The organism is Micromonospora sp. DT53 (assembly GCF_049841535.1).
Taxonomy (GTDB): domain Bacteria; phylum Actinomycetota; class Actinomycetes; order Mycobacteriales; family Micromonosporaceae; genus Micromonospora.
In genome coordinates this window covers 11,459-36,436 of sequence record NZ_JBNCKM010000011.1, presented here as the reverse complement: position 1 = coordinate 36,436, position 24,978 = coordinate 11,459, and the positions used below count along the sequence as shown (strand labels likewise).

Annotated in this window: 16 protein-coding genes; 3 read left to right on the top strand and 13 right to left on the bottom strand. The window is 68.7% G+C overall.

All coding sequences use genetic code 11. The features are described from left to right. Window positions 1–17 precede the first annotated feature (17 nt). The 7 genes from ACLQ3B_RS28630 to ACLQ3B_RS28600 all read right to left on the bottom strand — a co-directional run bounded on the left by ACLQ3B_RS28630 (window position 18) and on the right by ACLQ3B_RS28600 (window position 10,335). Window positions 18–650 carry a hypothetical protein gene (locus ACLQ3B_RS28630; protein ID WP_425783807.1) on the bottom strand — a complete coding sequence of 211 codons (633 nt, stop codon included), beginning with the start codon at window positions 648–650 and terminating at the stop codon, window positions 18–20. Window positions 651–677: 27 nt separating this feature from the next. Then, window positions 678–3,098, bottom strand: coding sequence for a family 43 glycosylhydrolase (locus ACLQ3B_RS28625; protein ID WP_425783806.1), 2,421 nt, complete (start codon window positions 3,096–3,098; stop codon window positions 678–680). A 203-nt stretch (window positions 3,099–3,301) separates the two neighbouring features. Then, window positions 3,302–5,662: a glycoside hydrolase family 43 protein gene (locus ACLQ3B_RS28620; RefSeq protein WP_425783805.1), complete on the bottom strand. Its 2,361-nt coding sequence runs from the start codon at window positions 5,660–5,662 to the stop codon at window positions 3,302–3,304. A gap of 388 nt (window positions 5,663–6,050) precedes the next feature. Beyond that, the gene (locus ACLQ3B_RS28615; RefSeq protein WP_425783804.1) at window positions 6,051–7,205 is read right to left on the bottom strand and encodes a serine hydrolase domain-containing protein; all 1,155 of its coding nucleotides are present in this window, start codon (window positions 7,203–7,205) and stop codon (window positions 6,051–6,053) included. Window positions 7,206–7,208: 3 nt separating this feature from the next. After that, on the bottom strand, window positions 7,209–8,033 hold the full coding sequence (locus tag ACLQ3B_RS28610) for a carbohydrate ABC transporter permease (protein WP_425783803.1): 825 nt from the start codon (window positions 8,031–8,033) through the stop codon (window positions 7,209–7,211). Then, on the bottom strand, window positions 8,030–8,983 hold the full coding sequence (locus ACLQ3B_RS28605) for a carbohydrate ABC transporter permease (protein ID WP_425783802.1): 954 nt from the start codon (window positions 8,981–8,983) through the stop codon (window positions 8,030–8,032). Before ACLQ3B_RS28605 ends, ACLQ3B_RS28610 begins: the two co-directional genes overlap by 4 nt. Beyond that, window positions 8,980–10,335, bottom strand: coding sequence for an ABC transporter substrate-binding protein (locus ACLQ3B_RS28600; protein ID WP_425783801.1), 1,356 nt, complete (start codon window positions 10,333–10,335; stop codon window positions 8,980–8,982). The genes ACLQ3B_RS28605 and ACLQ3B_RS28600 overlap by 4 nt, the downstream gene beginning before the upstream one ends. 372 nt (window positions 10,336–10,707) lie before the next feature. Here ACLQ3B_RS28600 and ACLQ3B_RS28595 point away from each other — a divergent pair, with 372 nt between their 5' ends. Both ACLQ3B_RS28595 and ACLQ3B_RS28590 read left to right on the top strand, forming a co-directional pair. Then, on the top strand, window positions 10,708–11,733 hold the full coding sequence (locus ACLQ3B_RS28595; RefSeq protein WP_425783800.1) for a LacI family DNA-binding transcriptional regulator: 1,026 nt from the start codon (window positions 10,708–10,710) through the stop codon (window positions 11,731–11,733). Window positions 11,734–11,807: 74 nt separating this feature from the next. Beyond that, window positions 11,808–12,761, top strand: a complete 954-nt coding sequence (locus ACLQ3B_RS28590; RefSeq protein ID WP_425783799.1) for a family 43 glycosylhydrolase — start codon at window positions 11,808–11,810, stop codon at window positions 12,759–12,761. Between the two features lie 66 nt (window positions 12,762–12,827). On the opposite strand, the gene ACLQ3B_RS28585 is transcribed toward ACLQ3B_RS28590, so the two are convergent. The 6 genes from ACLQ3B_RS28585 to ACLQ3B_RS28560 form a co-directional block, all read right to left on the bottom strand. Further along, complete coding sequence (locus ACLQ3B_RS28585) at window positions 12,828–15,221, bottom strand: RICIN domain-containing protein (RefSeq protein WP_425783798.1); 2,394 nt, start codon at window positions 15,219–15,221, stop codon at window positions 12,828–12,830. An 80-nt stretch (window positions 15,222–15,301) separates the two neighbouring features. Next, window positions 15,302–16,153, bottom strand: coding sequence for a sugar phosphate isomerase/epimerase family protein (locus ACLQ3B_RS28580; RefSeq protein WP_425783797.1), 852 nt, complete (start codon window positions 16,151–16,153; stop codon window positions 15,302–15,304). A gap of 7 nt (window positions 16,154–16,160) precedes the next feature. Further along, the gene (locus ACLQ3B_RS28575; protein WP_425783796.1) at window positions 16,161–17,345 is read right to left on the bottom strand and encodes a substrate-binding domain-containing protein; all 1,185 of its coding nucleotides are present in this window, start codon (window positions 17,343–17,345) and stop codon (window positions 16,161–16,163) included. Between the two features lie 13 nt (window positions 17,346–17,358). Further along, complete coding sequence (locus ACLQ3B_RS28570; protein WP_425783795.1) at window positions 17,359–18,342, bottom strand: ABC transporter permease; 984 nt, start codon at window positions 18,340–18,342, stop codon at window positions 17,359–17,361. Between the two features lie 2 nt (window positions 18,343–18,344). Continuing rightward, window positions 18,345–19,316, bottom strand: a complete 972-nt coding sequence (locus ACLQ3B_RS28565; protein ID WP_425783794.1) for an ABC transporter permease — start codon at window positions 19,314–19,316, stop codon at window positions 18,345–18,347. After that, entirely contained in the window at window positions 19,313–20,824 is a 1,512-nt protein-coding gene (locus tag ACLQ3B_RS28560) for a sugar ABC transporter ATP-binding protein (RefSeq protein ID WP_425783793.1), read from the bottom strand. The genes ACLQ3B_RS28565 and ACLQ3B_RS28560 overlap by 4 nt, the downstream gene beginning before the upstream one ends. A gap of 525 nt (window positions 20,825–21,349) precedes the next feature. Between ACLQ3B_RS28560 and ACLQ3B_RS28555 the strand changes: the two genes are divergently transcribed. Further along, entirely contained in the window at window positions 21,350–24,898 is a 3,549-nt protein-coding gene (locus ACLQ3B_RS28555; RefSeq protein WP_425783792.1) for a ThuA domain-containing protein, read from the top strand. Window positions 24,899–24,978 lie beyond the last annotated feature (80 nt).

The following is a 24,978-nucleotide window of genomic DNA, read 5'->3' as shown; positions in this document are numbered from 1 at the left end:
GGCCCCCGCCCAGGCCACTACTCGAACAGTGAGAGCGTGAGCGTGGAGCTGTACTCGCCGGCGGCGACCTCCGCGGGGGTCCGCAGATACAGGTCGGCGTTCACCGAGTACGAGTCGCTGACGACGGTCTTGGAGTCGAAGGCAGAGACCAACAGCTCCTGGTCGACGAGGCCGACATTGTTACCCGGCTGGGTGGCCTCGTCCAAGCTGGTCACCACCTCCTCGCCCTCGCTGACCAGGCCGGTCTCCCCGCCGTCGAGCAGGCGCGGCTTCCAGCCGAGGTGGTCGGCGGTGATCGGCGCCTGACCGGCGGTGCCCGCGAAGTCGGTCGCGCTGCCGAGCACCGCCCAGCTGGCGCCGTCGGGCACCTCGTCGGCGGCGCGGGTGTCGGTGACCGTCACCGTCGGCAGCGTACCGACGAACTGGCGAACCAGCAGGGTCGAGCCGTCCTCGGACAGCGCGACCGCGTCGCCGGCAATCGACAGGGCGAGCACGCCCGGCTCCCTGATCTCGTCGATGTCGACGGTGACCCGCACGCTGGCGTCGTCACCGGGTTCGGCCAGTGCGGGCGACGGCAGCACCGCCGCCCCGGTCAGCACGGCGCCGACGGCGCAGGCCGCGAGCATCTGCCGCCGTTTGTATGTGTTCATCTGATCTCCGTTCTCCGCCATGAGGGGTTATCCGCCGCAGGTGCCGACGGGGTGTTGCACGGTGCGGACGGTCGTCACGTCCTGTCCGCCGATCGCCCCGGTCACCCGGACCGTCGCCGAACCCGCCGCCACCGACACGGCACGGGTGTTGAACGACTGGTAGGCGTTCCCGCCCGGCGCGACGGCCGTGAACGACCGCTCGCCGTACGGCGTCTCCAGGGTGATGCCCACCGGCACGTCATGGTCGTTGCGCGCCTGCACCGCCACGTACACCTTGCCGCCCACGCACCGCGTCGACGCGCTGAGCGTGACGGGCAGGTCGGCGCTGGCCGCCGCGAAGGCCCAGTTGTCGATCTCGACGAGGTCGACGCCGGCCGGGCCGGTGTAGGTGAAGTAGACGTCGTGCACGCCGCTGACGCCCTCAAGCTCGGCGGTCACCTCGGCCCACTGTCCGACCGGCGTGTCCACCGCGACCGTGCCGACGACGGGACCGTTGACGTCGTCCAGCCGGACCTGGACCTGCCCGCCGGCGGCGAGCGCACGCACCCGCGCGGTCAGGCTCTGCGCGCCGTTGTCCCCGAAGTTCACCGAGGACAGCGCCGTCCAGTCGCCGTTGTCGATGTCACGGACCACCAGGTTCGGCGCCGCGCCACCGAACTGCGCGGAGCTGCCGTCGACCTTCACGGTCGCGACGCCCTTGCTCCAGCCGAAGGTCTCGGCCTCGAAGACACGGTACGGGTCGAAGTCCCGGACCTGGTCCACACCGGCGTAGGTGCCGACGACCTGCTGGATCGTGCCGTCCGGGTTGAAGGTCAGTTCCTGGATGTGCGGGCTGCGGTACCCCTGGGTGGTGTTGCCGTTGATGCGCTTGTTGAGCGTCGGGGCGTGGTAGGTGAAGTAGTACTTGCCGCCGAACTCGAACACCGACTGGTGGTTGTTACCACCGGTGCCGGACCCGAAGAACTGCGACTGGTTCGGGAAGAGCACCCCGGCGTAGGTCTCCTTCGGCCACGACATCGGCCCGTCGGAGATCATGTAGCCGATCTGGCCACCCCCGGGGTAGCCCGGAAGCGGCTGCTGGTTGCCACCGAAGTCGTTCCCGCCGAAGTGCGAGGAGTACGAGAAGTAGTACTTGCCCTGGCGCTTGAAGACGTGACCCGCCTCGAAGGCGACCGGGGCGTCGACCACCGCTGCCGTCCCCTCGGTCGAGACCATGTCGTCGCCGAGTTCGATCGCCCGGATGTTCTTCGGGTTGTTGAAGCGCTCGGCCGGCGGCATGCTCGTCGACGCGGGACCACCGCCGAAGTAGAGGTACGGCTGGCCGTCGTCGTCGACGAACGGGGCCGGATCGAACTTCCACGCGACGGCCTCGGCGCCGGGGGTACGACCGTCGATCAGCGTGCTCGTGCGCTCGCTGGTCCACGGACCGAGCGGCGACGCGCCCGTGATCACGTTGCTGGAGCCACCACCGTTGGCGTAGTAGAGGAAGAACTTCTCCACCCCGTTCACCACCTTCTTGGTGATGCCCGGAGCCCACGAGTTGGCGGTGAACGGGGCCACCCCGTTCGGGCCGGCGACCTGGATCTCACCGTGGTCCGTCCAGTTCACGAGGTCCTCCGAGGAGATCACCGTGATCTGGTTGATGTCGCCGTAGTTGATCCCCGGCGAGACGCCAGTGGTCGGGTTCGGGGCGTAGCCCTGGGTGTCGTTGGTCATGTACATGTACACCCGGCCGTCGTGCACGAGGCCGAAGCCGTCCGCCCCGAACTTGTGCCCGATCAACGGGTTGTGCTCTCCCGGCAGCTTGCCGACGACCTCGATGGTCTTCGACGCCGGCGCGGGCGGCGCGGCGCCGACCACCGACACGTCGTCGAGCTTGAAGTCCATGAGGTGCAGGGCCGGGTCCGTGGACGGCGTGCTCGTCCACGGGGTCTCGAAGAACAGACGCGCCGTCGACACGCTCTGCGTCGTCGGGATCGTGAACGTTCCACTGAACTGCGCCCACTGGCCCTTCGTCGCCGTCACGCTGACCAGGTTGGTGTAGGTGCCACCGCCGTAGTGCATGGTGGCGAAGAACTGCTTCGTGGCCGGTCCGCTCTCGTTCTCGTACTTGATGCGGGCCGTCAGGGTGTACGCCTGGCCGGCCTGTACCTTGCCGCTGAGGTCCTGCATCGGGCCGGATCCGGTGGTCGTCCGGCTGGTGACCAGCGCGGCGTTCGCGCCGGCGTAGGCGTCCGACGTGGCCGACAACTGGGCGCCGTCGGTGGCGTTTCCGTTGTTGACGAACCAGTTGGCCAGGCCGTCCTCGAACCCGCCGTTGACGACGAGGTTCGTGTCGGCGGCCTGGACCGGCGCCGCCGGGGCGACGAACCCCGTGGCCAGCATCAGGCCGACTGTCGCGAGCGCTGCGACCCGTCCTCGGGTCGCCCGTCGCATTCGTTGTTCCACGAGACATCCTCCTTCATCTCTGACGTGCGGTCATCGGTGTACGGGGGATCGGTGGGTGTGCTTCCGTGGATGGTCCGGACATCAGGGGTCGACCGCTGCCACCGGTCCGACAGTGGCCGGCGGCGCGGGACAGACCCGCTGTTCCGCGCCGCCCGGCCGGTCGCCGGTGGTGCTGGTCGGTGAGCCGAGGGCTCGTGGTGGGGTTATCCGCCGCAGGCGTTCGCGGGGTGCTGCACCGAGTGGACGGTGGTCACGTCCCGGGCGGCGACCGTGCCGGTGACCCGGACCGTCGCCGAGCCGGCCGGCACCGACGCCGCACGCGTGTTGAACGACTGGTAGACGTTCGCTCCCGACGCGACGGCCGCGAACGACCGGTTCCCGTACGGGGTCTCCACGGTGATCTCGACCGGCTCGGCCGAGTCGTTGCGGGCCTGCACCGCCACGTACGCCCTGCCGCTCAGGCAGCGCACCTGGGCGGTGGCCGTCGCGGGCAGCGCCGCCAGCACGCCGAGTCGGGCCAGTTGGTAGCTGAGCGCCCGCTCCGGTGCGTCGATCTGGTTCTGGGTGCCGAACTGACCGGCCCGTGCCGACGTCGCCGCCGCGAGCGCGGACTGCGTCGCGGCCCAGGCCTCGGCCGGGTAGTGGCGCGCGTCGAGCGACTGCGCGTGGGCGATGGCCGCGTCGAGGGCTGTGGTGTCCAGCGGCCGGGCCTGCGCGGTCAGCACGTCGCTGAGCAGGTAGTCGTCGAAGTCGACGTGGCCGCCGGTCTCCTGGGTCGCGTAGTTGAACAGGCCCACCCGGTGACCCATGAAGTGCGCCAGGCTGCCGTCGAGCGCCTGCGGGCCGACGCGGTTGCCGAGCCGGGTCCACTGGACCCCGTCCAGGCTGTAGTAGAACGTCGTCCACAGTTGGCCGACCGGCGAGGAGAAGTCGAGGTCCGCCTTCACGTGCACCTCGGTCGCGGCGTCCAGCGACACCGTGCTGCCCGACACGAAGTCCTCAAGCGTCGACTGGTCCAGGTCGACCGCGAACGGCTGCGACCGGTTCACGACGCCGAGGGTGTTGACGCCACCGACGCGCTTCACCGCCACGTACGAGAATCCGCGGTTGTAGGCCGCCAGGCCCGCCACGTCGCCGTTCTTCATCCCGGAGATGTCCATCCGGGTCTGGACCGACTGCCGCGGCCCGAACGTCCGCTGCGAGAGGGTGTTGCGGGCCTCTTCGAACCACGCGAGCTCGGCCCGGTTGGACAGCTTCGTGTAGACGTACTGGCCGGTGACCACCTTGCCGGCCGTCAACCGCAGCCAGCCTGCGCGGTCGGTGAGTGACCAGTACCTGTTGTCCGGGGCGTGGTTCCACTCCCATGCCAGGTCCAGCCGTGACCCGTTCGGAGCGATCTCCGCCGGGTCGAGCGGCGCGGGGACCGTCCACTGCTCGTCCTGGTACGCCCGGTGCGGCGCGTCGTTGGCGAAGTCGTCCGAGGCGACGATGCTCTTCTGCCGCTCGAACGCCTCCTCGGCCGGGCTGAGCCGGATCGGCTTGTCGAACAGGCCGTTGACCGGCACGACCCCGTTGGTGCCGAAGGTCGGCCACCCGTCCTGCCAGGTCGCGGGGATGAGCGCCGGGATCCGGCCGATCGGGAACGTGTCCCGGAAGAACATGCCGTGCCAGTCGGTCCCGCCGCCCGCACGGCTGATCGGCACCAGGCTGCCCTGCGCGAAGCCGTTGGAGTTGAGCACTCCGCGCGCCTCGTAGGTGTTGACCCCACCGGCGGAGGTGTAGCGCCCGAGCAGGTCCTTCGACCGGAACATCACGACCTGGCGGCCCTGCCCGGACGGCCAGGTGATGATGACGGCGTAGTACCAGCCGTCGATGTGGTAGACCTGCGCCCCCTCGAACAGCCCGCCGATGAACGGCTGCCCGGCGTAGTTGTTCGCCGTGAAGATGTTCGGGTAGTCCTGCGCGATGGCCGTCAGGCCGGCGTTGAGGCGTACCGCGCTGGTGCCGCCGGAGCCGTAGAAGATGTACGGCGTGCCGTCGACGTCGAAGAACAGCGACGGGTCGTGCAGGCCACGGCCGAGGGCGGTGCGCTGCCATGGGCCGTTCTCGATGTCGTCGGTGCGGTAGAGGTAGGCCCCGCTGAGGTTGTTGGTGTTGAAGACGGCGTAGAACGTGCCGTCGTGGTATCGCAGCGACGACGCCCACTGGCCCTGGCCGTACGAGTTCTGGCCGTTGCGCAGCGAGAACGAGTCGCCGATGCTCGCCCGGTCGAAGACGTAGTTGACGATCTCCCAGTTGACGAGGTCGTACGACTTCATGATCGGCGCGCCCGGGCTCAGGTGCATCGTCGTGCTGATCATGTAGTAGATGTCGCGGCCCTCGTCGTTCTCGGCGGCCGGTACGCGCTCGACGCTGATGTCCGGCACGTCGGCGTTGAGCAGCGGCACCGAGTAGGTGCCGGCGCCGGTGTCGGTCGAGGTGTACGACGACCCGGGCGACCATCCGTCGCCGCCGTGCGCGGCAGCGGGGCCGGCAACCAGGCTCACACCGACGAGAACCGCCACCGATGCGAACGCACACAGTGGACGAACACGTAGCGAGACCACTGTGGACACCAGGCCAGCCGGCACGCGCCGAGCCCGACGGGCAAAGACGTTCAGCCTGTCCACAGCGAACGTGCGGCCGGAGTTCAAAACACGCGAGCGGACCGACAAGACCAAGGCGAGCTCCAAACGCGAGAGCGGCGTGAAAGCCATCGTGTTATCGCTAACAACCCCTGTCAAGACAATCAATGAAACGCGCCCGAAGTATCCCCGTAACCCAACCAACCCACCACAGTGGACAGTCCCACCACACCTCCAACCCCGATGATCATGAAGTTATTGCCATGACACGCCGTCATTGACGGCAATAACTTCATGATCACCGAGAGCGCGCCCGGCTCGGACGGCCTTAGGCGTTCAGGCAGGCTCTGAGGGCGGCGGTTAACTGGTTGGCGCGGTCGTCGCCCATCCCGCGCATCTGGTTGACCACGTAGCCGAATCCCACCTGATGCTCGGCGTCGGCGAAGGCCAGGTTCCCGCCCGCGCCGTCGTGGCCGAAGCTGCGCTCCCCCAGCAGGGGCCGGGCCGGTGGGGAGTGCAGCAGAAAGCCGGTGCCCCAGCGCTGCCCGGTGTCCGGCGGGCCGTGCCGCTGCTGCCCACGCGAACGGACGACGACCGCGTCGTCCACCGAGGCGGCAGTGAGCAGCGGTCCACCCTGGAGGTCCGACACACAGGCGGCGTAGAGGCGCGCGAGGCCGTCGGCGGTGCTCACCGCGCCCGCGCCGGGGACACCGGCGGCCCGGATGGCGTCGTCGTTGAAGCTCACCAGGCCGTTGGCGTCGGCGGGAAAGGCGAAAGCGCCCCCCATGGTGATGCCTCGTTCGGCCACCGGGTCCTCGAACGGGTCGGGATCCGGGGGCGGTGCCAGGCCCCAGGCGACGGTGTCGCGCTCGGCGGCCGGAAGCCCGAGCCAGGTGTGCAGGCCGAGCGGATCCGCGACGGTGTCGGCGAAGAACGCGCCGGGTAGTTGACCGGTGCTGCGGTGGATCACCTCTCCGACCAGCCAGCCGTAGGTCATCGAGTGGTAGCCGTGTGCGGTGCCCGGCTCCCACAGCGGGGCCTGTGCCTCGATCGCCTTGATGACCGGATCCCACGCCAGGACCTCGTCGAGGGTCAGGGGTCGGTCCACCGCGGGCAGACCGGCCTGGTGCGTGAGCAGCCAACGCACGGGGATGTGCGCCTTGCCGTGCTGTCCGAACTCCGGCCAGTAGCGCGTCACGGGAGCATCGAGGTCGAGCCGCCCCTGCTGCACCAGCAGGTAGGCACAGATCGCCAGGATTCCCTTGGTGCAGGAGAAGACGACGACAGGCGTGTGCGCGTCCCAGGGCCGCCCGGTACGGGTGTCGGCGATCCCGCCGTACAGGTCGACGACCTTGCGGCCCCGCACGTAGACGGTGACCGCGGCGCCGACCTCTCCCCGGGAGGTGAAGTTGTCGCGGAAGACGTCGGCGACTCGCCCGTAGCGATCGTCGACGTCGCCGTGGATCTGCGGCTGTGTGACCACTGCCTACCCCTTCACTGACCCTTGGATCAGGGCCTTGATGAACTGTCGCTGGAAGATCAGGAACACGATGAGGGTCGGGGTGAGGATCAGCAGCGACCCGGCACACAGCAGCACCAGGTCGGTGCCCCACTGGCCCTGGAACGCGCCGAGCGCCCCGGCCATCGTGCGTTTGCTGGCGTCGTCCACGAGGACGATGGCGAGCAGGAACTGGTTCCATGTCCAGAGGAACATCAGGATCGTCAGCGAGGCGATCGCCGGCCGGGCGAGCGGCACCTGGACCCGCCAGAACAACTGCCACGTGCTGCTGCCGTCCACCCGGGCCGCCTCGGACAACTCGACAGGCACGTTTGTGAAGTGCGCCCGCATCCAGAACACCGCGAACGGCATGTACAGGCCGATCAGCGGCAGGATGATGGCCCAGCGCGTGTTGAGCAGACCGAGATCCTGCATCTGGTAATAGAGCGGCGTGACGACGGCCTCGAACGGCAGGGTCAGACCCAGCAGGAAGAGACCGAAGACGAGTCGGGCGCCGGGCACGCGCAGCTGACCGAGCCCGAAGCCGGCCATTGTCGCGATGAGCACCGACACCGGCACGACACCGGCCACGATGATCAGGCTGGAGCGGAGCAGGGCGCCCATGTTCGCGGCGGTGAAGGCGTCGGCGAAGTTCCCCCACTGCGGGTCGGACGGCCACTCGAGCCCGCTGGGCACGGTGCCCCGGGGCTGTAGCGCCGCCGACAGCATGCTCACGAACGGCAGCAGGGTGACGACGATCAGGGCGATCAGGAAGACGCGGCCGGTCACCTGTTCGCGTCGGCTCAGGTTCACGGCTTCTCTCCTCGGCTCAGGCGCTGGATCGGCAGCACACATGCCAGCACCAGCAGCATGAGTACGACAGCGAGCGCCGAGGCGAGCCCCACCTGCCGCTGCGAGAAGGCCAGCCGGTAGATCTCCAGGCCCGGCACGGTGGTCTGCAGGCCGGGTCCGCCGCTGGTGGAGATGTAGACGATGTCGAAGCTCGCCAGCGCCGCGATGATCGTCACGGTGAGGCAGACGCCGATCTCCTGCCGCAGGCTGGGCAGGGTCACGGCGAGGAACTCGCGGACCGGACCGGCGCCGTCCAGGCGGGCGGCCTCGTACAGCGCCGGATCGATCTTGCTCATGCCGGTGACCAGCAGGATCGTGCAGAGGCCGAGCAGGACCCAGGCTCCGATGACGCCGACGGCAGGCAGCGCCGTGTCGAAGTCGCCGAGCCAGGCGCGGGCCACGCCACCCAGCCCGACCGCGCGCAGCGCCTGGTTGACCAGGCCGTTCGACGAGAGCAGCCAGCTCCACGCGATGCCCGCCGCCACGAGGGGGATGACCTGCGGCAGGAACAGGATGGTCCGGACGACGGTGCCGAACGCGCCGGTGGTGATCCGGCGAACCATGCTGGCCACCAACAGCCCGAGCGCGACGGGGATGAAGCTGAAGAAGACGATCAGGACTATCGCGTTGCCGATGATCTTCAGCAGGTCGCTGTCGGTGAAGACGGTGAGGTAGTTGTCCAGGCCCACCCAGCGGGCCACCCCGATCCCGTTCCAGTCGTAGAGCGAGTACTGGAACGTCAGGACGAGCGGACGCAGGACGAACACCGCGTACATCACCAGGGCGGGCAGGACGTACAACCAGCCGGTCCCGGCCGCGCGGGCCCACCGAAACCGGTGGGCCCGCGTGGGGGTGGGACGAACGCGACGATCGTCCCGCCCGGTTGGTGCGCTGCCGAGGGCAGACGTCATCGAGACAGTTCCTTCTGATACTCGGCCTGGACCGCCTTCACGTACCCCTCGGGCGTCTGCTGGCCGGCGATCAGCTTCTGCATCTCCGGCGTGATCGCGGCGGCGAAGATGCCGCCTGTCGCGTTCGCGGTGAAGTCCACCGCACCGTTCTCCGCACCGAGCTGCTGGGACGCCTTCAGGGTCTCGGCCAGCACGGTGTTCGGGGCGGCGCTCGGCACCGGCAGGTCACTCGGGCCGCCGGGGCTGGAGCCGCCGACGGTCACCGAGATCTCGCGGGCCTTGGCGTTGGTGTGGACCCAGTTCAGGAAGTACGCGGCGGCGTCCGGGTTCTTGGCCTTGGCGGAAACGCCGAAGGTGTTGGGGGCGGACATTGCCACGTGCTTGCCACCGGCGGACTCCGTGGGGAAGAGGAAGAAGCCCACGTTGCCGGGCATCGACTTGTCGAGGTTGGCCGACTCCCAGTCACCGTTGAACATGAACAGGCCGTTGCCCTTCTGGAACTCCCCCACCATGCCCGCGTAGTCCAGGGCGTTGGCGTCCTTGGTGAAGTAGCCGGCCTGCGCCCACTTTTGGATGGTCTGGGTGGCCTTCAGGGCGGCCGGGGTGTCGAACGTGGCCCCCGGCTTCTGGAAGATCCAGTCGGCGACCTGGGTCGGCTCGCCGAACTGGTTCTGCAGCGCCTGGTGCGGGAAGTTGATGCCCGCGGTGTTCTTGTTGAACTGCATGATCGGCTGAACCCCGCCGGTCTTCGCCTTGGCCAGCAACTCCTCGAACTCGGCGACAGTGGCCGGCGGCTGGGTCATGCCGATCTGACCGGCCAGCTTCTTGTTGTAGAAGACGCCGGTGACGCTGTAGCCGAGCCCCATCCCGTACAGCGAACCGGTGCCCCGGGTGTTCTCGCCGACGCGCAACTGCATGAGCTGCGAGGCGGGGAACTTGTCCCACCCGTACGCGGTGAAGTACGGGTCGAGGTTCTTGAGCAGGTCGTCCTTGACCAGGTCGACCATTGTGGGGAGCCGGATGATGTCGGGCGAGTTGTCCGAGGCCATCACCCGGGGCGCGTTCTCCACGATCACCGTGAACTGGTCCTCGCGGATGTTGAACTTGACGTTCGAGTGCTGCTTGGAGAACTCGTCGGCCAGCGCCTTGGCCAGCGGGAAGCCGGTCTCCGCGTACATCTCCAGGGTGATCGGGTCGGTGCCCAGCTCCGTCTTGACGGCGGCATCGGACTTCTGGGACGACGACCGGTCCTCGCCCGGGGCGCTACAGGCCGTCGCGGTCATCCCGACCGCCAACAGCGACGCGAGGAGCACAGTTCTCCGTCGCGGAAACTTTGTCAGCAATTCTGCCATCTCATGACTCCTTGACATCTCCACGCGTCCCGCGACCCACGGCCGCGCGACGGCTCCACCGGGACCACCGCGACCGGGTGGCGGCCACGACACGTATGCCGTGAGCTGTCGCCCGGGCGCGGCACCCGTACCGTCAGCAGAAAAGAACCCGGCACGGCCACCGAAGGCGCCTCTGGATGCACCAGAAGTGGTCGCTAAACTGATTTAGCAGAGCATGCGCGCGGCACGGGAAGCTGTCAAGGACAACTTGGCAACGGTGCGGAAACGTCGGGTTCACACCACGCCGACGTGACCGGCGCTGAATCCCGGACGGCGACGCATCATGATGGGCGGGAGCGGCGCCTGTGGCACCGCGCCTGATTCGGAGGACTGATGGGCCGCAACAGAGCAACACTCGCCGACGTCGCGCGGAAGGCCGGGCTGTCCAAGACCGCCGCGTCGATGGTGCTCAACGGCAGAGAGGGCACCCGACTCTCGGCCGAGGCGCACCAGCGGGTGTTCGCCGCCGCCGAGGAGCTCGGCTACCGGCCCAACCTCGCCGCGCGCAGCCTGCGCACCCGCAAGACGGCCACCATCGCGTTCGTCTCCGACATCGTGGCCACCACCCGGTTCGCCGGTGACCTCATCCGCGGCGCCCTCGACGCGGCCCGCGAACGCGACCACGTCCTGCTCATCACCGAGACGCAGGGCGATGCCACCTTCGAGCAGTACGCCATCGAGGCCGTCCTGGACCGGCAGGTCGACGGGGTGATCTACGCGGCGATGGCGACCCGACGGCTGACGGTGCCGGCGGCCATCCTCGGCGGTCCGGTGGTGCTGCTCAACGCCACCAGTCCCGACGGCCTGCCCAGCGTGGTCCCGGACGACGAGGGGGCCGGCCGCTCCGTCGCCGCCGCCCTGCTGGAGCTTGGCCACCGCGACGCGATCGCGCTCATCGGCCGCAACCGCCTCAAGGAGGACGACCCGGAGGTCTCGCTCGCCGCCCGCGCCCGCCTGCACGGCATCCGGCAGACGCTGGACGAGGCGGACGTCAGCCTCCTGGCCGAGTGCTTCTGCACCGAGTGGTTGCCCGAGCACGGTTACGCAGCCATGCGCGGCCTGCTGAGCAAGCCGAAGCGACCCAGCGCGATCATCTGCATGAACGACCGACTGGCCTTCGGCGCCTACCAGGCACTCGGCGAGGCGGGGCTTACCGTCCCGGAGGACATCTCGGTGATCTCGTTCGACGACGACCCGATCGCCGCCTGGTTGCGGCCCAGCCTGGCCACCACGGCGCTGCCGCACGAGCAGATGGGGAGGCGCGCTGTCGAACTGCTCCTGGACGGGGGTGCCGCCGAGCCGTCGCTGATTCCGATGCCACTGCGCCGACGCCGGTCCCTCGCGCCGCCGGCCGGCTGACCACCGGCCCTCCGGCCCGTACCGTCGGGTTGGCCTTGTCCGACGCTAAAACGGTTTAGTGCTAGGTTCCGACAATGCTTCGTCTACCCGACCACTGGGTGTGGGACAGCTGGTACGCGAGGGACGACAACGGCCTCTGGCACGTGTTCTTCCTGCGCGCTTCCCGCGCCCTGCACGACCCGCACCGACGCCACCGCCGGGCCACCATCGGCCACGCCGTCTCGGCGGACCTGCGCTCGTGGCGCCTGGTCGCCGACGCCGTGGTCCCCGCCGACGCGCCCAGCTGGGACGACCTGGCGACCTGGACGGGCTGCACGGTCCGCGGGCCGGACGGACTGTGGTACCTGTTCTACACCGGGGTCGGTCACGCCGAGGACGGGCTCGTCCAACGCATCGGACTGGCCGTCTCCGACGACCTCATGACCTGGCACCGGCACGGCACCGAACCGATCGTCCAGGCCGACCCCACCTGGTACGAGCTGCTGGACAAGGACCTGTGGTACGAGCAGGCATGGCGTGACCCCTGGGTGTTCCCCGACCCCGACGGCGAGGGTTGGCACATGCTCGTCACCGCCCGCGCCAACACCGGTCCGGCGAACACCCGAGGCGTCGTCGGCCACGCCACCTCCACCGACCTCGTCACCTGGACCGTCGCGCCGCCGCTGTCGACACCGGCCGGCTTCGGTCACCTGGAGGTGCCCCAGGTCGCGGTCCTCGACGGGCAGCCGCTGCTGCTGTTCTCCACCGACGCCACCGGCAGCGCTCGGCGCGACGACCACCGGATCTGGGTGGCGACCGGCGAGACCACCCTCGGACCGTGGGACATCGCGTCCGCCCAGCCCTTCGCGCACCCGCACCTGTACGCGCCCCGGCTGGTCCCCGGACCCGCCGACGACTGGTCCCTCATCGGTTTCCTCGACCACGTCGACGAGACGTTCGTCGGGGAACTCACCGACCCCATCCCGGTCCGCTACCAGGCCGCGACCGGGTTGACCGTGGACCCGGCGAGGGCGAACGTAGCGCGGTAAACCAGACAGGTCCGGGTCGAGGCGTGTGTCGCCCCGACCCGGACCTGTCGGTGTCCAGCTACCGGATCAGCTGCGCACCTGCCACTGCTGGTTGGTGCCGCCGCTGCAGGCCCAGAGGATCAACTTCGTGCCGTTCGCCGTCGCGGCACCGTTGGCGTCGAGGCAGAGACCCGACTGCACGCCAGTGATCGTGCCGTTGGAGTTGATGTTCCACTGCTGGTTGACACCACCGTTGCAGTCCCAGATCACCACCTTCGTGCCGTTGACGGTGCCCTGGCCGGAAGCGTCCAGGCACTTGGTGCCGTAGACCATGAGCTGCCGGCTCGCGGTGTGCGTCCACCGCTGGTTGGCGACGTTGCTGATGCAGTCCCAGATCTGGGCCTGCGTGCCGTTGGTCGTGCTGGAGTTACCGATCTCGGCACAGCGGCCCGACTGGACGCCCACGATCTGCACGTTCGTCGGGTTGGTGCTGCCACCGCTCTGCACGCCGGCCGTGTTGATCACCGTTTGCGCGCCCGACGGCCAGTTACCGTTGCTGACCGTGACGTTGCCGTTGACGACGTTGCCGCGGTCACCGTTCGTCACGTTCGTGCCGCTGCTGGTCGACCAGTTGTTGGTGACCGTGAAGTTGCCCATGTTCTCGGCGTAGTAGTAGTTGGCCGTGGCCCAGGTGCCGGTGGAGGAGAACACGTTGTTGCGCGCGGTGTAGTAGCGCGAGCCCTCGTCGAAGTAGAGCCCGAACCAGCCGTTGGTGCGCAGGCAGTAGTTCTCGGCGATCAACCCGCCCGGGTTCGCCGACAACGAGTAGATGCACCCGCCGTCGGTCATCTGCTGCATGACGTCGTGCACGTAGTTGCCGATGACCTGGTTGTTGGCGGCGGTGGTCGCCGTGGAGTACCGCGGCTGGTAGTTGTACAGGCCACGGTTGGCGTAGTGCTGGCTGCCGCCGGCGTCGTTGGCGCCCCAGCCGTAGCCGATCGACATACCGGTGTACGGCATGTTGTAGACCTCGTTGTGCGAGACCAGCGAGGTGTTCACGTAGGTCGTCAGGATCGAGACGACGCCCCGGTACTCCAGACCGAGATCGTGCACCTTGTTGTTGCTGATGGTGACGTTACGGTTGACCATCCGCTGGTCACTGGGGTGGTGGGCGTCGGCGCGCACGCCGCCGACCACGACGCCACCGGCGGAGTTACGGGCGATCTCGGAGCGGGTGACTGTGATGTTGTTGGCCCCCAGGCCGACGCCGCTGGCGTGGGCGTTGGCGTCGTTGCCGATGCCGATGGCCGTCTGCCCGAGGTTGACGAACTGGGAGTTACTGAAACTGATGGTGTTGGCGGCGGAGACCTGCACCGCGGCCGGCATCTGGGCCCAGCTCGGGCGGGTGGCCTCGAACAGCGGGCAACCCTCCTGGCAGGAGGTCAGCGCGTCCGACGGGCGGGCCCAGGAACCGACGATGTGCGCGCCGGTCTGCTGGTCGGCGAAGCCGTTGCTGCTGCTCGGGCCGAGCCAGCTGGTGCCGGTGAAGGTGATGCCGCTGAACGAGATGTGGTGCGCGGGCGCATCGTAGGTGCCGCCGACGTTCACCAGGGACTGCAACTGCGGCAGCTCCACACTGACCGAGCTCATGTTCTGTCCGGCGAGCGGGATGTAGTTGAGCTGGCCGTTGCTCGGGTTGAGATACCACTCCCCCGCCGAGTCCAGGAACTCGTACGCGTTGGCCAGGTAGAACGCGCCCGCGCGGTGCGGACGGGACAGCGTGTCGAAGCCGAAGGTGTTGTTGTTCCACGCCGGCTGCTGCATCGTCAGGAAGTTGCCGCTGATACTCTGCACCGGCGAGTACCTGTCGGTGAACGACCCGACGCTCTCCACCTCGACCCGGTTCTGGTTGCCGAGGTTGTTGAGGTAGTTGAGCGCGCTGTTGGTGAACCGCATACCGGACGTGGTGAAGGTGAAGTCACCGCGGTTCACGGCGGTACGCGCCCGCGTGGCGATCGCCCCGTTGACGTAGAGCTGACGGGAGTCGAGCCCGGCGGGAACGTTGGCCCGCCAGATGTTCTTCCCGGAGTCGACGAGAGACCAGCCGGTGACCGCCCGGGCACCGGTGATCGACGGCGCCGCGCCTGCGGCCGCCCGCCAGATCACCTGGTAGCCGTTGTTGCCCGAGTCGGCCGCGGTGAACCGCAGCGGCGACGAGAGTCGGTACGCGCCGTTGGCCAACTCCACCACGATGTCACCTGACATCGAGCTGTTGATCGCCCGCACCGCGGTCTGCGCGGCACTCAGCGAACACGGTTGGCTGGCGGAACAACTGGTGCCGGTGCCGGAGGGGGAGGCGTAGAGGGTGGTGGTGGCCGCGAGGGCCGGGGACGCCGAGGCGGTTACCGCGACCAACGCGGTCACCGCTGTCGCGGCGGCGCCGGCCAACAGTCGGCGCAGCGCCGAGAGGGACGAGGACACGGGACGGTGCTCCTGACGTGAGAACGGGTTGGGGGTGGCGGAACGGCCTCGACCAGCACGGGGGTTGCGGGTCGCGGCGGTCATCCGAGGATTTCCCGGAGATAGCGCAGGCCATCCGTGGCGAGACGGTCCTGTGAGGGGGCCAGCGGACGCCAGATCGCCGCGGCGACCGCGATGGACTCGTTCTCCCCGGTGAACGACTCGATGCAGATCGCACCCTGGTAACCGGTGTCCCGCAGGACGGCGAAGAAGCGGGGCCAGTCGAAGTGGTCCGCACCGGGAGCGCCTCGGTTGCTGCCGCTGACCTGCACATGCTTGATGTGCGGGCCAGCGGCAGCGAGAGCCGCGTAGGGGTCGGCCTCCTCGATGTTCATGTGATACGTATCGATCATGATGCCGACGTTCGGCGGGAGCCCGTCGATCAACTCGACCGTCTGCTCCATCGTGTTGACGACGCTCGTCTCGTAGCGGTTCAACGCCTCGACACCGATGCTCACGCCCAACTCGCCGGCCTGCTCGGCAACCGGCGCCAGGGCCCGCCGGAAGTCCGCGTAGCAGGCCGCGCGAGCCGCCGGTGACATCCGCCAGGTGCGGCCGACCGAGGCGTACACCGGGCCGCCGACGCACGGCGCGCCGACCGCCGCCGCGCTCGCCACACAGCCCTTGAGGTACGCCACCGTCGACTCGACCACCGCAGGCGCGGCGTCGACCAGCTCCCGCCCAGGCGAGAGGGCCGCGCAGACGCCGGCGGCGACGAGGCCGTGCGCCGCCAACAGGTCCCGGGTACGGATCGGGTCCCAGTCGCCGGGCTGCTCGATCGGCAACTCGACCGCGTCGAAGCCGAACGCGGCGATCCGCGGGATCAGCTCGGCCAGGGCCTCGTCGTCGACCGGCGAGGCCCAGACCCAGGGGTTGACGCCGATGGCGTACATCAGGTCCCTACTTCCAGCGCTGCGGGTAGCCGGGCAGGTCCGTGCAGCCGCACATCGCGTAGTGCAGCGGCGGCATGCCCGCGTCGAGGTACTGGTCCAGGTTGTCCTGGGTGACGGTCGGCTGCGGCAGCTTCCACGGGCTGGACACCTGCTGGCCGTCGAGGATCTGCAGCGCCGCGATGATCGGCGTACGCCACTGGTACGTCGGGTAGGTCGGCGCGATCGCGGTGAGCTTCTTGTCCTTCCAGATCTTCAGGAAGTCGAGTTGGTCCTCACCGTTCATCGGCGGAACCGGCTTGCCCGCGTCCTGGAACGCCTCGACCGCCGCGACGGCCACCGCGCCGGCGTCCATCCAGACCCCGTCGATCGTGCCGTACCGCTGGATGTAGTCGTCGACGATCTTCTTGGTCTTGGCCGGGTCACCGTCGGTGAACTCGACACCGACCACGTCGACCTTCGCCTTGTCGAACGCCACCTTCGCCGCCGACCAGCGGGTCTCCAGGACGTCGACGCCGGGCAGGATCCGCAGGGCGAGGACCTTGCCGCCGGGCTTCATCTTCTGGCTGACGAACTCGGCCCCGACGTGGCCGAACCCGTAACCGCCGATGGGGTTGATGAACGTCACCGGGCACTTCGTGTTGACACCACGGTCGAAGACGACGACCGGCAGCCCGGCCTTGCAGGCCGCCTCGACCGCCGGGGTGAGCGTGGCGGTGGTGTTCGGCGAGACGATGAGCGCGTCGCAGCCCTTGCCGAGCAGATCGTTGATGTCCGCGATCTGCTTCTGGTCCTTGCCCTCGGCGTCGACGTGCACGAACTCCTTGATGCGGCTCTTCTGCGCCTCGACCTCGGCCTGCATGGTCTTGAACCCGACCTGCCGCCACGGGTTGTTCAGCGCCGCGTTCGAGAAGCAGATCTTGTGCGGGCCCTTCTTCTTGAACTTGGCGGTGTCGACCATCGTCGGGTTGAGCACCTGCTCCCACGGCTTGTCGGCCGGGCCCGTCGGTGCCGCGTCGAGCAGCGCGAGCTCGGCGTCGTAGTCGGCCTGCACGAAGAACTTCGACTGGTCTCCGGTGCCGGACCCAGCGGGGGCGGATGCACTCCCCGACGGGCCTGCGGCCGGTTCGTCGGTGGAACAGGCAGTGAGGGACAGCAGGGTGACAGCGGCAAGCGCCGCCATGGAACGTCGCACTATGGTTTCCCCTTTATCTCGACGTGGAACGTGTTGCCGAGACCGCCACGGCGAGCAGGATGATCGCGCCCTGGACGGTCGACCTGAGGGCGCCGGAGACGCCGTAGAAATTCATGAGGGCGAACAGCAGTTCGAGGGTCAGCGCGCCGAGCATCGCCCCGACGACCGCGCCACGACCCCCGCCGAGCGCCACACCCCCGAGGACGACCGCGGTGATCGCACCGAACTCCAGGCCCGCTCCGGCCTGGAACGACACGCCGCTGTAGCCGCCCAACAGGATCGCCGCCACCGCCGCCACGAGCCCGCTGAGGATGAAGGCGAAGGTCCGGGTACGCCACACGCGCACCCCACTCAGCTCGGCGGTGCGCGGGTTGTCGCCGACGGCGACAAGCGTCCGACCGAAGTCCGACCGCATCAGCAGCACAGCCGCCACCGCGACGACCACCAGGACCACAAGCGCGTACGGCACGCGGCCCAACACCGGCACGTCCTCGAAGGCCCGCCGGCCGAACCGCCGGAACTCCTCGGAGAGCCCGCCCTTCGGGGCGCCGTCGGACCACAGGTAGACCGCGCCCACGAGGATCAGGAACATGCCGAGGGTGGTGATGAACGACGGCACCCGCAGCCGCGTCGTGATCAGGCCGTTGACCAGCCCGACCAGTGCACCGAAGGCGAGCAGGAGCAGCACCACCGGCCAGGTACGCGCCGGGTCGCTGTCGATCAACCGGGCGGCGACCACCACCTGGGCGGTGACCAGCGACCCGACCGAGAGGTCGAACTCACCGGAGACGATCACGAAGTACTGACCGGCGGCGAGCAGGATGATCGGCGCCGAGCGGCCGAGGAAGGACATCAGCGACGGCGGTGCCAGGAAGTCGGGCTGCCGAATGCCGACGAGCACCAACAGCACCGCGAGAATCGCGAGGATCGGCAGGACACCACCGGGACGCACCCGCGGCAGACGCAGCGACAGGGAACGGGGCTGGACGGTCTGCATGGCTACGCCGCCTTTCGCATGGCCCGGCGGGCGTAGACGGCGACCGCGGCGATGATGATGACGCCCCGGATCACCTGCTTGAAGAAGGCGTCAACCTCGAGCTGGTTGAAGATGGCGTCGATGCTGGCAAGCAGCAGCACCCCGCCGACCGTGCCGACGACGCCGCCGCGCCCACCGGCGAGGGCGGTCCCGCCGATCACCACCGCGGCGATCGACTCCAGGTCGTAGAGGCCCTCGGTGCCGACGCGCGGGGCGCCCGAGCCGAGCCGACTGGCGAGGTAGATGCCGGCGAGACCCGCGCACATCGAGCACAGGACGTGGGCGGTGACGAGGACCCGGTCGTTGCGGACACCGGACAGCCGGGCCACCTCCGGATCCCCACCGACGGCGACCAGATGGTGGCCGAAGCGGGTCCGCGAGAGCGCGAACCAGGCCGCCGCGGTGACGGCTATCAGCAGCAGGAACGACACCGGCACCGGCCCGACGCGCTGGTAGCCGAGCGCCTGCACCAGTGCGGGCGCGGTGGTGCCGGCCGGGCCGTCGTAGCCGTTGTCGAGGTAACCCTTGAGCAGCAGCCCGACGCCGAGGGTCGCGATGAACGCGTTGACCCGGAACCTGGTGACGAGGAGCCCATTGAGCAGCCCGACGCCGGCGCTGACGACGAGCACCAGACCGATCGCCGGCAACACCGCGCCATCGCTGCCGTTCATCGTCTCGGCCGCGACCAGGGTGCTGAGGCTGATCACGTACGCCACCGAGAGGTCCAGCGAGCCCCCCAGGATCACCAGGGTCTGGCCGACCGCGACCAGCCCGAGCCCGGCGGCGACATGCAGCAGACTCACCGTCGTGGACTGATTGAAGAGCTGACCGCCGTCGAGCAGGACGACAAGCCAGCCGATCGTCAGGGTGAGGGTCAGGGCCACGAAGACGCCCGGTACCGGACGCCGGGCCGGCAGCAGCGACAGAGCGCTCACTGGGCCGGCTCCCGCACGGTGCCGACCGCCAACGCGACGACCTCCTCCTCGGTCGCGCCGGCGGGCAGCTCGCCCGCGACGTGGCCGTCCCGCATGACGACGATCCGGTCACTCATCCCCAGCAGCTCCGGTAGATCGGACGAGATCATCAGCACGGCCGCGCCATCACGGGCGAGGCGGCGGACGAGGTCGTGGATGGCTGACTTCGCGCCCACGTCGATGCCCCGGGTCGGCTCGTCGAAGAGCAGGATCCGCGGGTTGAGCGCGAGCCATCGGGCCAGCACGACCTTCTGCTGGTTGCCCCCGGACAGAAAGCGGATCTCCTGGTCGTCGCCGGCGCCGCGGACCTCCACGGCGGCCAGCAACTCGCGTACCCGCACGGTCCTTGCCGCCCGGCCGGACCGAGCGGCGAAGACGGCCCGGCTGGCGAGCAGCGCGTTGTCGAGCACCGACTGCCGGGGGACGATCCCCTCGCCCTTGCGGTCCTCGGTGACGTAGGCGATGCCGGCCCGCATCGCGGTGCGGGGTGAGCGCAGTCGGACCGGCCGGTCGTCGAGCGTGACGTCGCCGGTCGTGAACGGCAACACCCCGAAGATCGCACGGGCCAACGCGGACCGCCCGGAGCCCTGTAGACCGCCGATGCCGAGCACCTCGCCGGCGCGCAACTGGAGGTTGATGTCCCGTAGCTTGCGGTTGCCCACGTCGCGAAGGTTGAGCCGCACCGGACCCCGGTCCTCCGGGACGGCCCGGTCCGGGTAGTAGCTGGACAGTTCCCGACCGACCATGTGCCGCACCAACTGGTCGGCGGTGGTGTCCGCGGTGTCCACGGTGGTGACCCGGCGTCCGTCCTTGAGAACGGTGATCCGACCGGACAGGTCGAAGACCTCGGCGAGCCGGTGTGAGACGTACAGCAGCCCGATGCCCCGCTCCTGGAGTCGGCGCACCAGCCCGTAGAGCAGCTCGACCTCGTGGTCGGCCAGCGCGGCGGTCGGCTCGTCCATGATGAGCAGCCGCGCGTCCAGGGCCAGCGCCTTGGCGATCTCGACGACCTGCTGCTGCGCGACGCCCAACTGCCCCACCCGGGCATCGGCCGGCAAGGTGGTCTCACCGATCGAGGCGAGCAGCCGGGTGGTCCGGTCGAGCATTGCCCGACGGTCGACGAGACCGCGACGGACCGGCTCGTGCCCCAGGTAGACGTTCTCCGCGACGGTGCGCTCCGGGAGCAGGTTGAACTCCTGGTGGATGATGCCGATGCCGGCCCGCTGCGCGTCCCGCGGGCCACGGAACGTACGCGACTCGCCGGCGAACTCGACAGTGCCCCCGTCCGGGGCGTGCCCACCCGAGACGATCTTCATGAGGGTCGACTTCCCGGCACCGTTCTCACCGACCACTGCGTGCACCTCGCCGGGCGCGACATCGAGGTCGACACCGTCGAGAACGCGGACTCCGAGGAACGACTTGCCGATGCCCCGAAGGCTGAGAAGCGGCGTCGGCGGTGGATCTGACATTCCGAAAGCCCTCACAGACAGTAGTTGTCGACTGGATCCAGCACCGTGCTCCGGCGGGTCTGAGGGATCGCACGGCGAACTTTCGTAGCTATCGATGGAGGCTTATGTTCGCGTGTTGCGAACATTCCCTTGACATCAACGAAACATCACACGTATGAAGATAGATGTTTGGATGCGGGTCCGCAATCCTCGACCGGGGCTGATTGCCAGGGCCGTCACCCGATCGACAGCGGCGCCGCAGCGAGGGAGCCGCGCACGACCGTCGTCACCTGGGCAGGACGTCGGACGTCACTCCATTAATTGACACTCTTCTATCTCTAGCTCATCCTGACCTCGTGGATCACCGGACGAGACTTACAGCGACCATCACGCTGTGTGACGTCCTGCGGGTCTGACTGCCGTTTCGGCGAACGGCACGAAGACCGACCACCGCACCCCGTGCACCCTTGCGCGTCCAGGCACAACCTGGCGCGCCGTGGGGCCCGTGGTGGCAAACGAAGTTGCCCGCCCAACCTAGGAGACGGCATGCGTCGCAACACATTGCTCATCTCAGTGATCGCCGGCCTGTTGCTGGCGCTCGGACTCGCCCCACCCGCGTCGGCGGCCCCGGCCTTCCGCGCCCTCGTGTTCAGCAAGACCACCGGCTACCGGCACGACTCGATCCCCGCCGGGATCAGCATGCTCCAGCAGCAGGCCGCCGCGAACAACTTCGAGATGGTGGCGACCGAGGACTCGAGCGTCTTCACCGCCGCCAACCTGGCGACCTTCGACGTCATCGTCATGCTCCAGACCTCCGGCATGGTCTGGACCTCGGCGGCCCAACGCCAGGCGGTCGAGGGCTACCTCGCCAGCGGCAAGGGCATCGTGGCCATCCACAACGCCACCGACATGGGCATCGAGTCCGAGTACCCGTGGTGGGACAACACCATCAACGCCGGCGCCCACATGCCCGAGCACTCGCCCGGCGTGCTGCCCGGCACCGCCATCGTCGCCGACAAGAAGCACCCGTCGACGACCTCTCTGCCGGACCGGTGGAACCGCAGCGAGGAGTGGTACAACTTCGACTCCAACCCGCGTGGCAAGGTGCACGTCCTGGTGACCGCCGATGAGCGCACCTACAACCCGGGAGCCCGGGCGATGGGCCCGGACCACCCGATCTCCTGGTGTCGGGACACCGGCGGCGGGCGGGTGTGGGCCACCGCGATGGGCCACGCGATCGCCTCCTACAGCGAGACGAACTTCCAGAACCACGTCCTCGGTGGCATCAAGTGGGCCGCCGGCAACGCTCCCGGCGACTGCGGCGGCACCGTCTGGGGCAACTTCGAGAAGCGCACCCTGGACGACAACACCGTCGACCCGATGGCGATGGCCGTGGCCCCGGACGGGCGCGTGTTCTACGCCCAGCGTGGCGGGCAGCTGAAGATCTTCAAGCCCTCCACCAACAGCACCGTGACCGCCGGGACGCTGAGCGTCTACACCGGCGGCGAGGACGGCCTCACCGGCATGGCGCTGGACCCCAACTTCGCCACAAACGGGTACGTGTACCTGTACCACTCACCGGCGAGCAGCTCGACCGACGTCAACCGCGTCTCCCGCTACACGCTCAGCGGTGACACGCTGAACATGTCCAGCGGCGTGACGATCATCGACATCCCGGCGTACCGGGACCGGACGTTCCCGGAGCCCGGGCACACCGGCGGTTACATCGAGTTCGGTCCGGACGGGAACCTCTTCATCGGCACCGGTGACGACACGCCCCCGAACCTCGACCCCAACTGGCAGGGCTACGCCCCGCTGGACTGGCGCTCGGGCAAGTCCAACCTGGACGCCGCCCGCAGCGCGGGCAACACCAACGACCTGCGCGGCAAGCTGCTGCGCATCCGTCCCGGAGCCAGCGGCGGCTACACCGTCCCGACCGGCAACCTCTACCCCCAGGGCACCGCGCAGACCAAGCCGGAAATCTACGCGATGGGCTTCCGCAACCCGTTCCGCTTCTCGATCGACCCCGCCAACGGCTGGGTCTACCTGGCGGACTACGGGCCGGACCGCAACCCGCCGACCACCAACCGTGGCCCGGAGGGCCTGGTCGAGCTGAACGTGATCAAGACGCCCGGCAACTACGGCTGGCCGTTCTGCCACGGCAACAACCAGCCCTACGCTCCGTACAACCCGGACACCGGCGTGGTCGGCGCGAAGTTCAACTGCTCGGCGCCTGTCAACAACTCGCCGAACAACACCGGTCTGGTCAACCTGAAGCCGGTCGTCATGCCCAACATCTGGTATGGCTACCCCGCCTCGACGACCTTCCCGGAGCTCGGCTCCGGCGGCTCCGCGCCCATGGGCGGCCCGGTCTACCGCTACGACGCGTCGAACCCGTCCCAGACGAAGTTCCCGCCCTACTACGACGGCGTGCACTTCTTCTACGAGTGGGCGCGCAACTACGTCAAGGAGGTGCACTTCGACTCCTCCTCGGCGGTGACCCGCACCAACCCGTTCCTGCCCGGCGGCAACTTCAACAAGCCGATGGACATGGAGTTCGGCAAGGACGGCTCGCTCTACCTGCTGGAGTGGGGCACCAACTTCGGTGGCGGCAACAGCGACTCCGGGCTCTACCGGATCGACTACATCCAGGGCGGTCGGTCCCCGATCGTCAAGGCCACCGGCACCCCCACCAGCGGCTCCTCGCCGCTGACCGTCCAGTTCAGCAGCGCCGGCACGTCCGACCCGGACGGCAACACGCTGAGCTACCTGTGGACGTTCGGCGACGGCACCACCTCCACGGCGGCCAACCCGTCGAAGACGTACACCGCCAACGGCAACTACACGGCCCAGTTGAAGGTCACCGACAGCACCGGTAAGACCGGCTTCGCCAACGTCCCGATCACCGTCGGCAACAGTGCCCCGGTGGTCACCATCACCACACCGGGCAACGGCGGCATGCTGACCTTCGGTGACAAGGTGTCGTACCAGATCACCGTGACCGATCCGGACGGCGGCACCGTCGACTGCTCGAAGGTGTTCCTCAACCCGGCGCTGGGTCACGACGACCACGCGCACGAGACCACCGAGTACCCGGGCTGCTCGGGCACCATCTCCACCGATCTGCTCGGTGGGCACCCCGATGGCGCCAACCTGTTCTACGTGCTGAACGCCCGGTACACCGACAACGGCGGCTCGGGGGGCGGATCCCCGCTCACCGGCACCGCACAGGCGATCCTGCAACCGAAGCACAAGCAGTCCGAGTACTTCAGCAGCCAGTCCGGCATCCGGGTCGTCGACCAGGCGGCGGCGGAGAGCACCAAGCGCGTCGGTGACATCTCCTCGAACGACTGGATCGCGTTCAGCCCGATGAACCTGTCGGGCATCTCGACGGTCAGCTACCGGGTGTCGTCGCCCTCCGGCGGCGGTTCGATCGAGCTGCGCGCCGGCTCGCCCACCGGCACCCTGCTGGCCACCACCACGGTGCCCAGTACGGGCGGCTGGGACAACTACCAGTCCACGACTCCGGTGAGCGTCGCCGCCTCCAGCGGGACACAGACGCTCTACATGGTGTTCAAGAACAGCAGCAACTCGTTCGATCTGGACTCGCACACCTTCGGCGGAAACGGCGTCGGGACACCCGGCACCGGCACCGGCGGTGGCCTGGCGGGCAAGACCTACACGGTCACGGCGCAGCACAGCAACAAGCTGATGGACGTCAGCGGTGTCTCCACCGCCGACGGCGCCCAGATCACCCAGTGGGCGAACACCGGTGCCAACAACCAGAGGTGGCAGGCAGTCGACGCCGGCAACGGCGCGCTCTACCTCAAGGCGGTGCACAGCGGCAAGTGCGTCGAGGTGGTCGGCAGTTCGACCGCGGCGGGTGCCTTCCTCCAGCAGGCCACCTGCAACAACGGCAACCAGCAGAAGTTCACCGCCACCGCGACGGGCACCTCCGGCGTGTACACGGTGAAGAGTGTGCTGAGCGGCCTCTGCGTCGACGTCAACGGCGCAGCCACCACCGACGGCGCCCGACTGTTGCAGTGGACCTGCCACAGCGCGGCCAACCAGCAGTGGCGGTTCACCGCGGTGTGACCCCGCGGCGGTCGCGGTAACAGATGACGTCCCGGTCGGGACCGGTATCCGAGGAACGGAGCCGGTCCCGGCCGGGACGT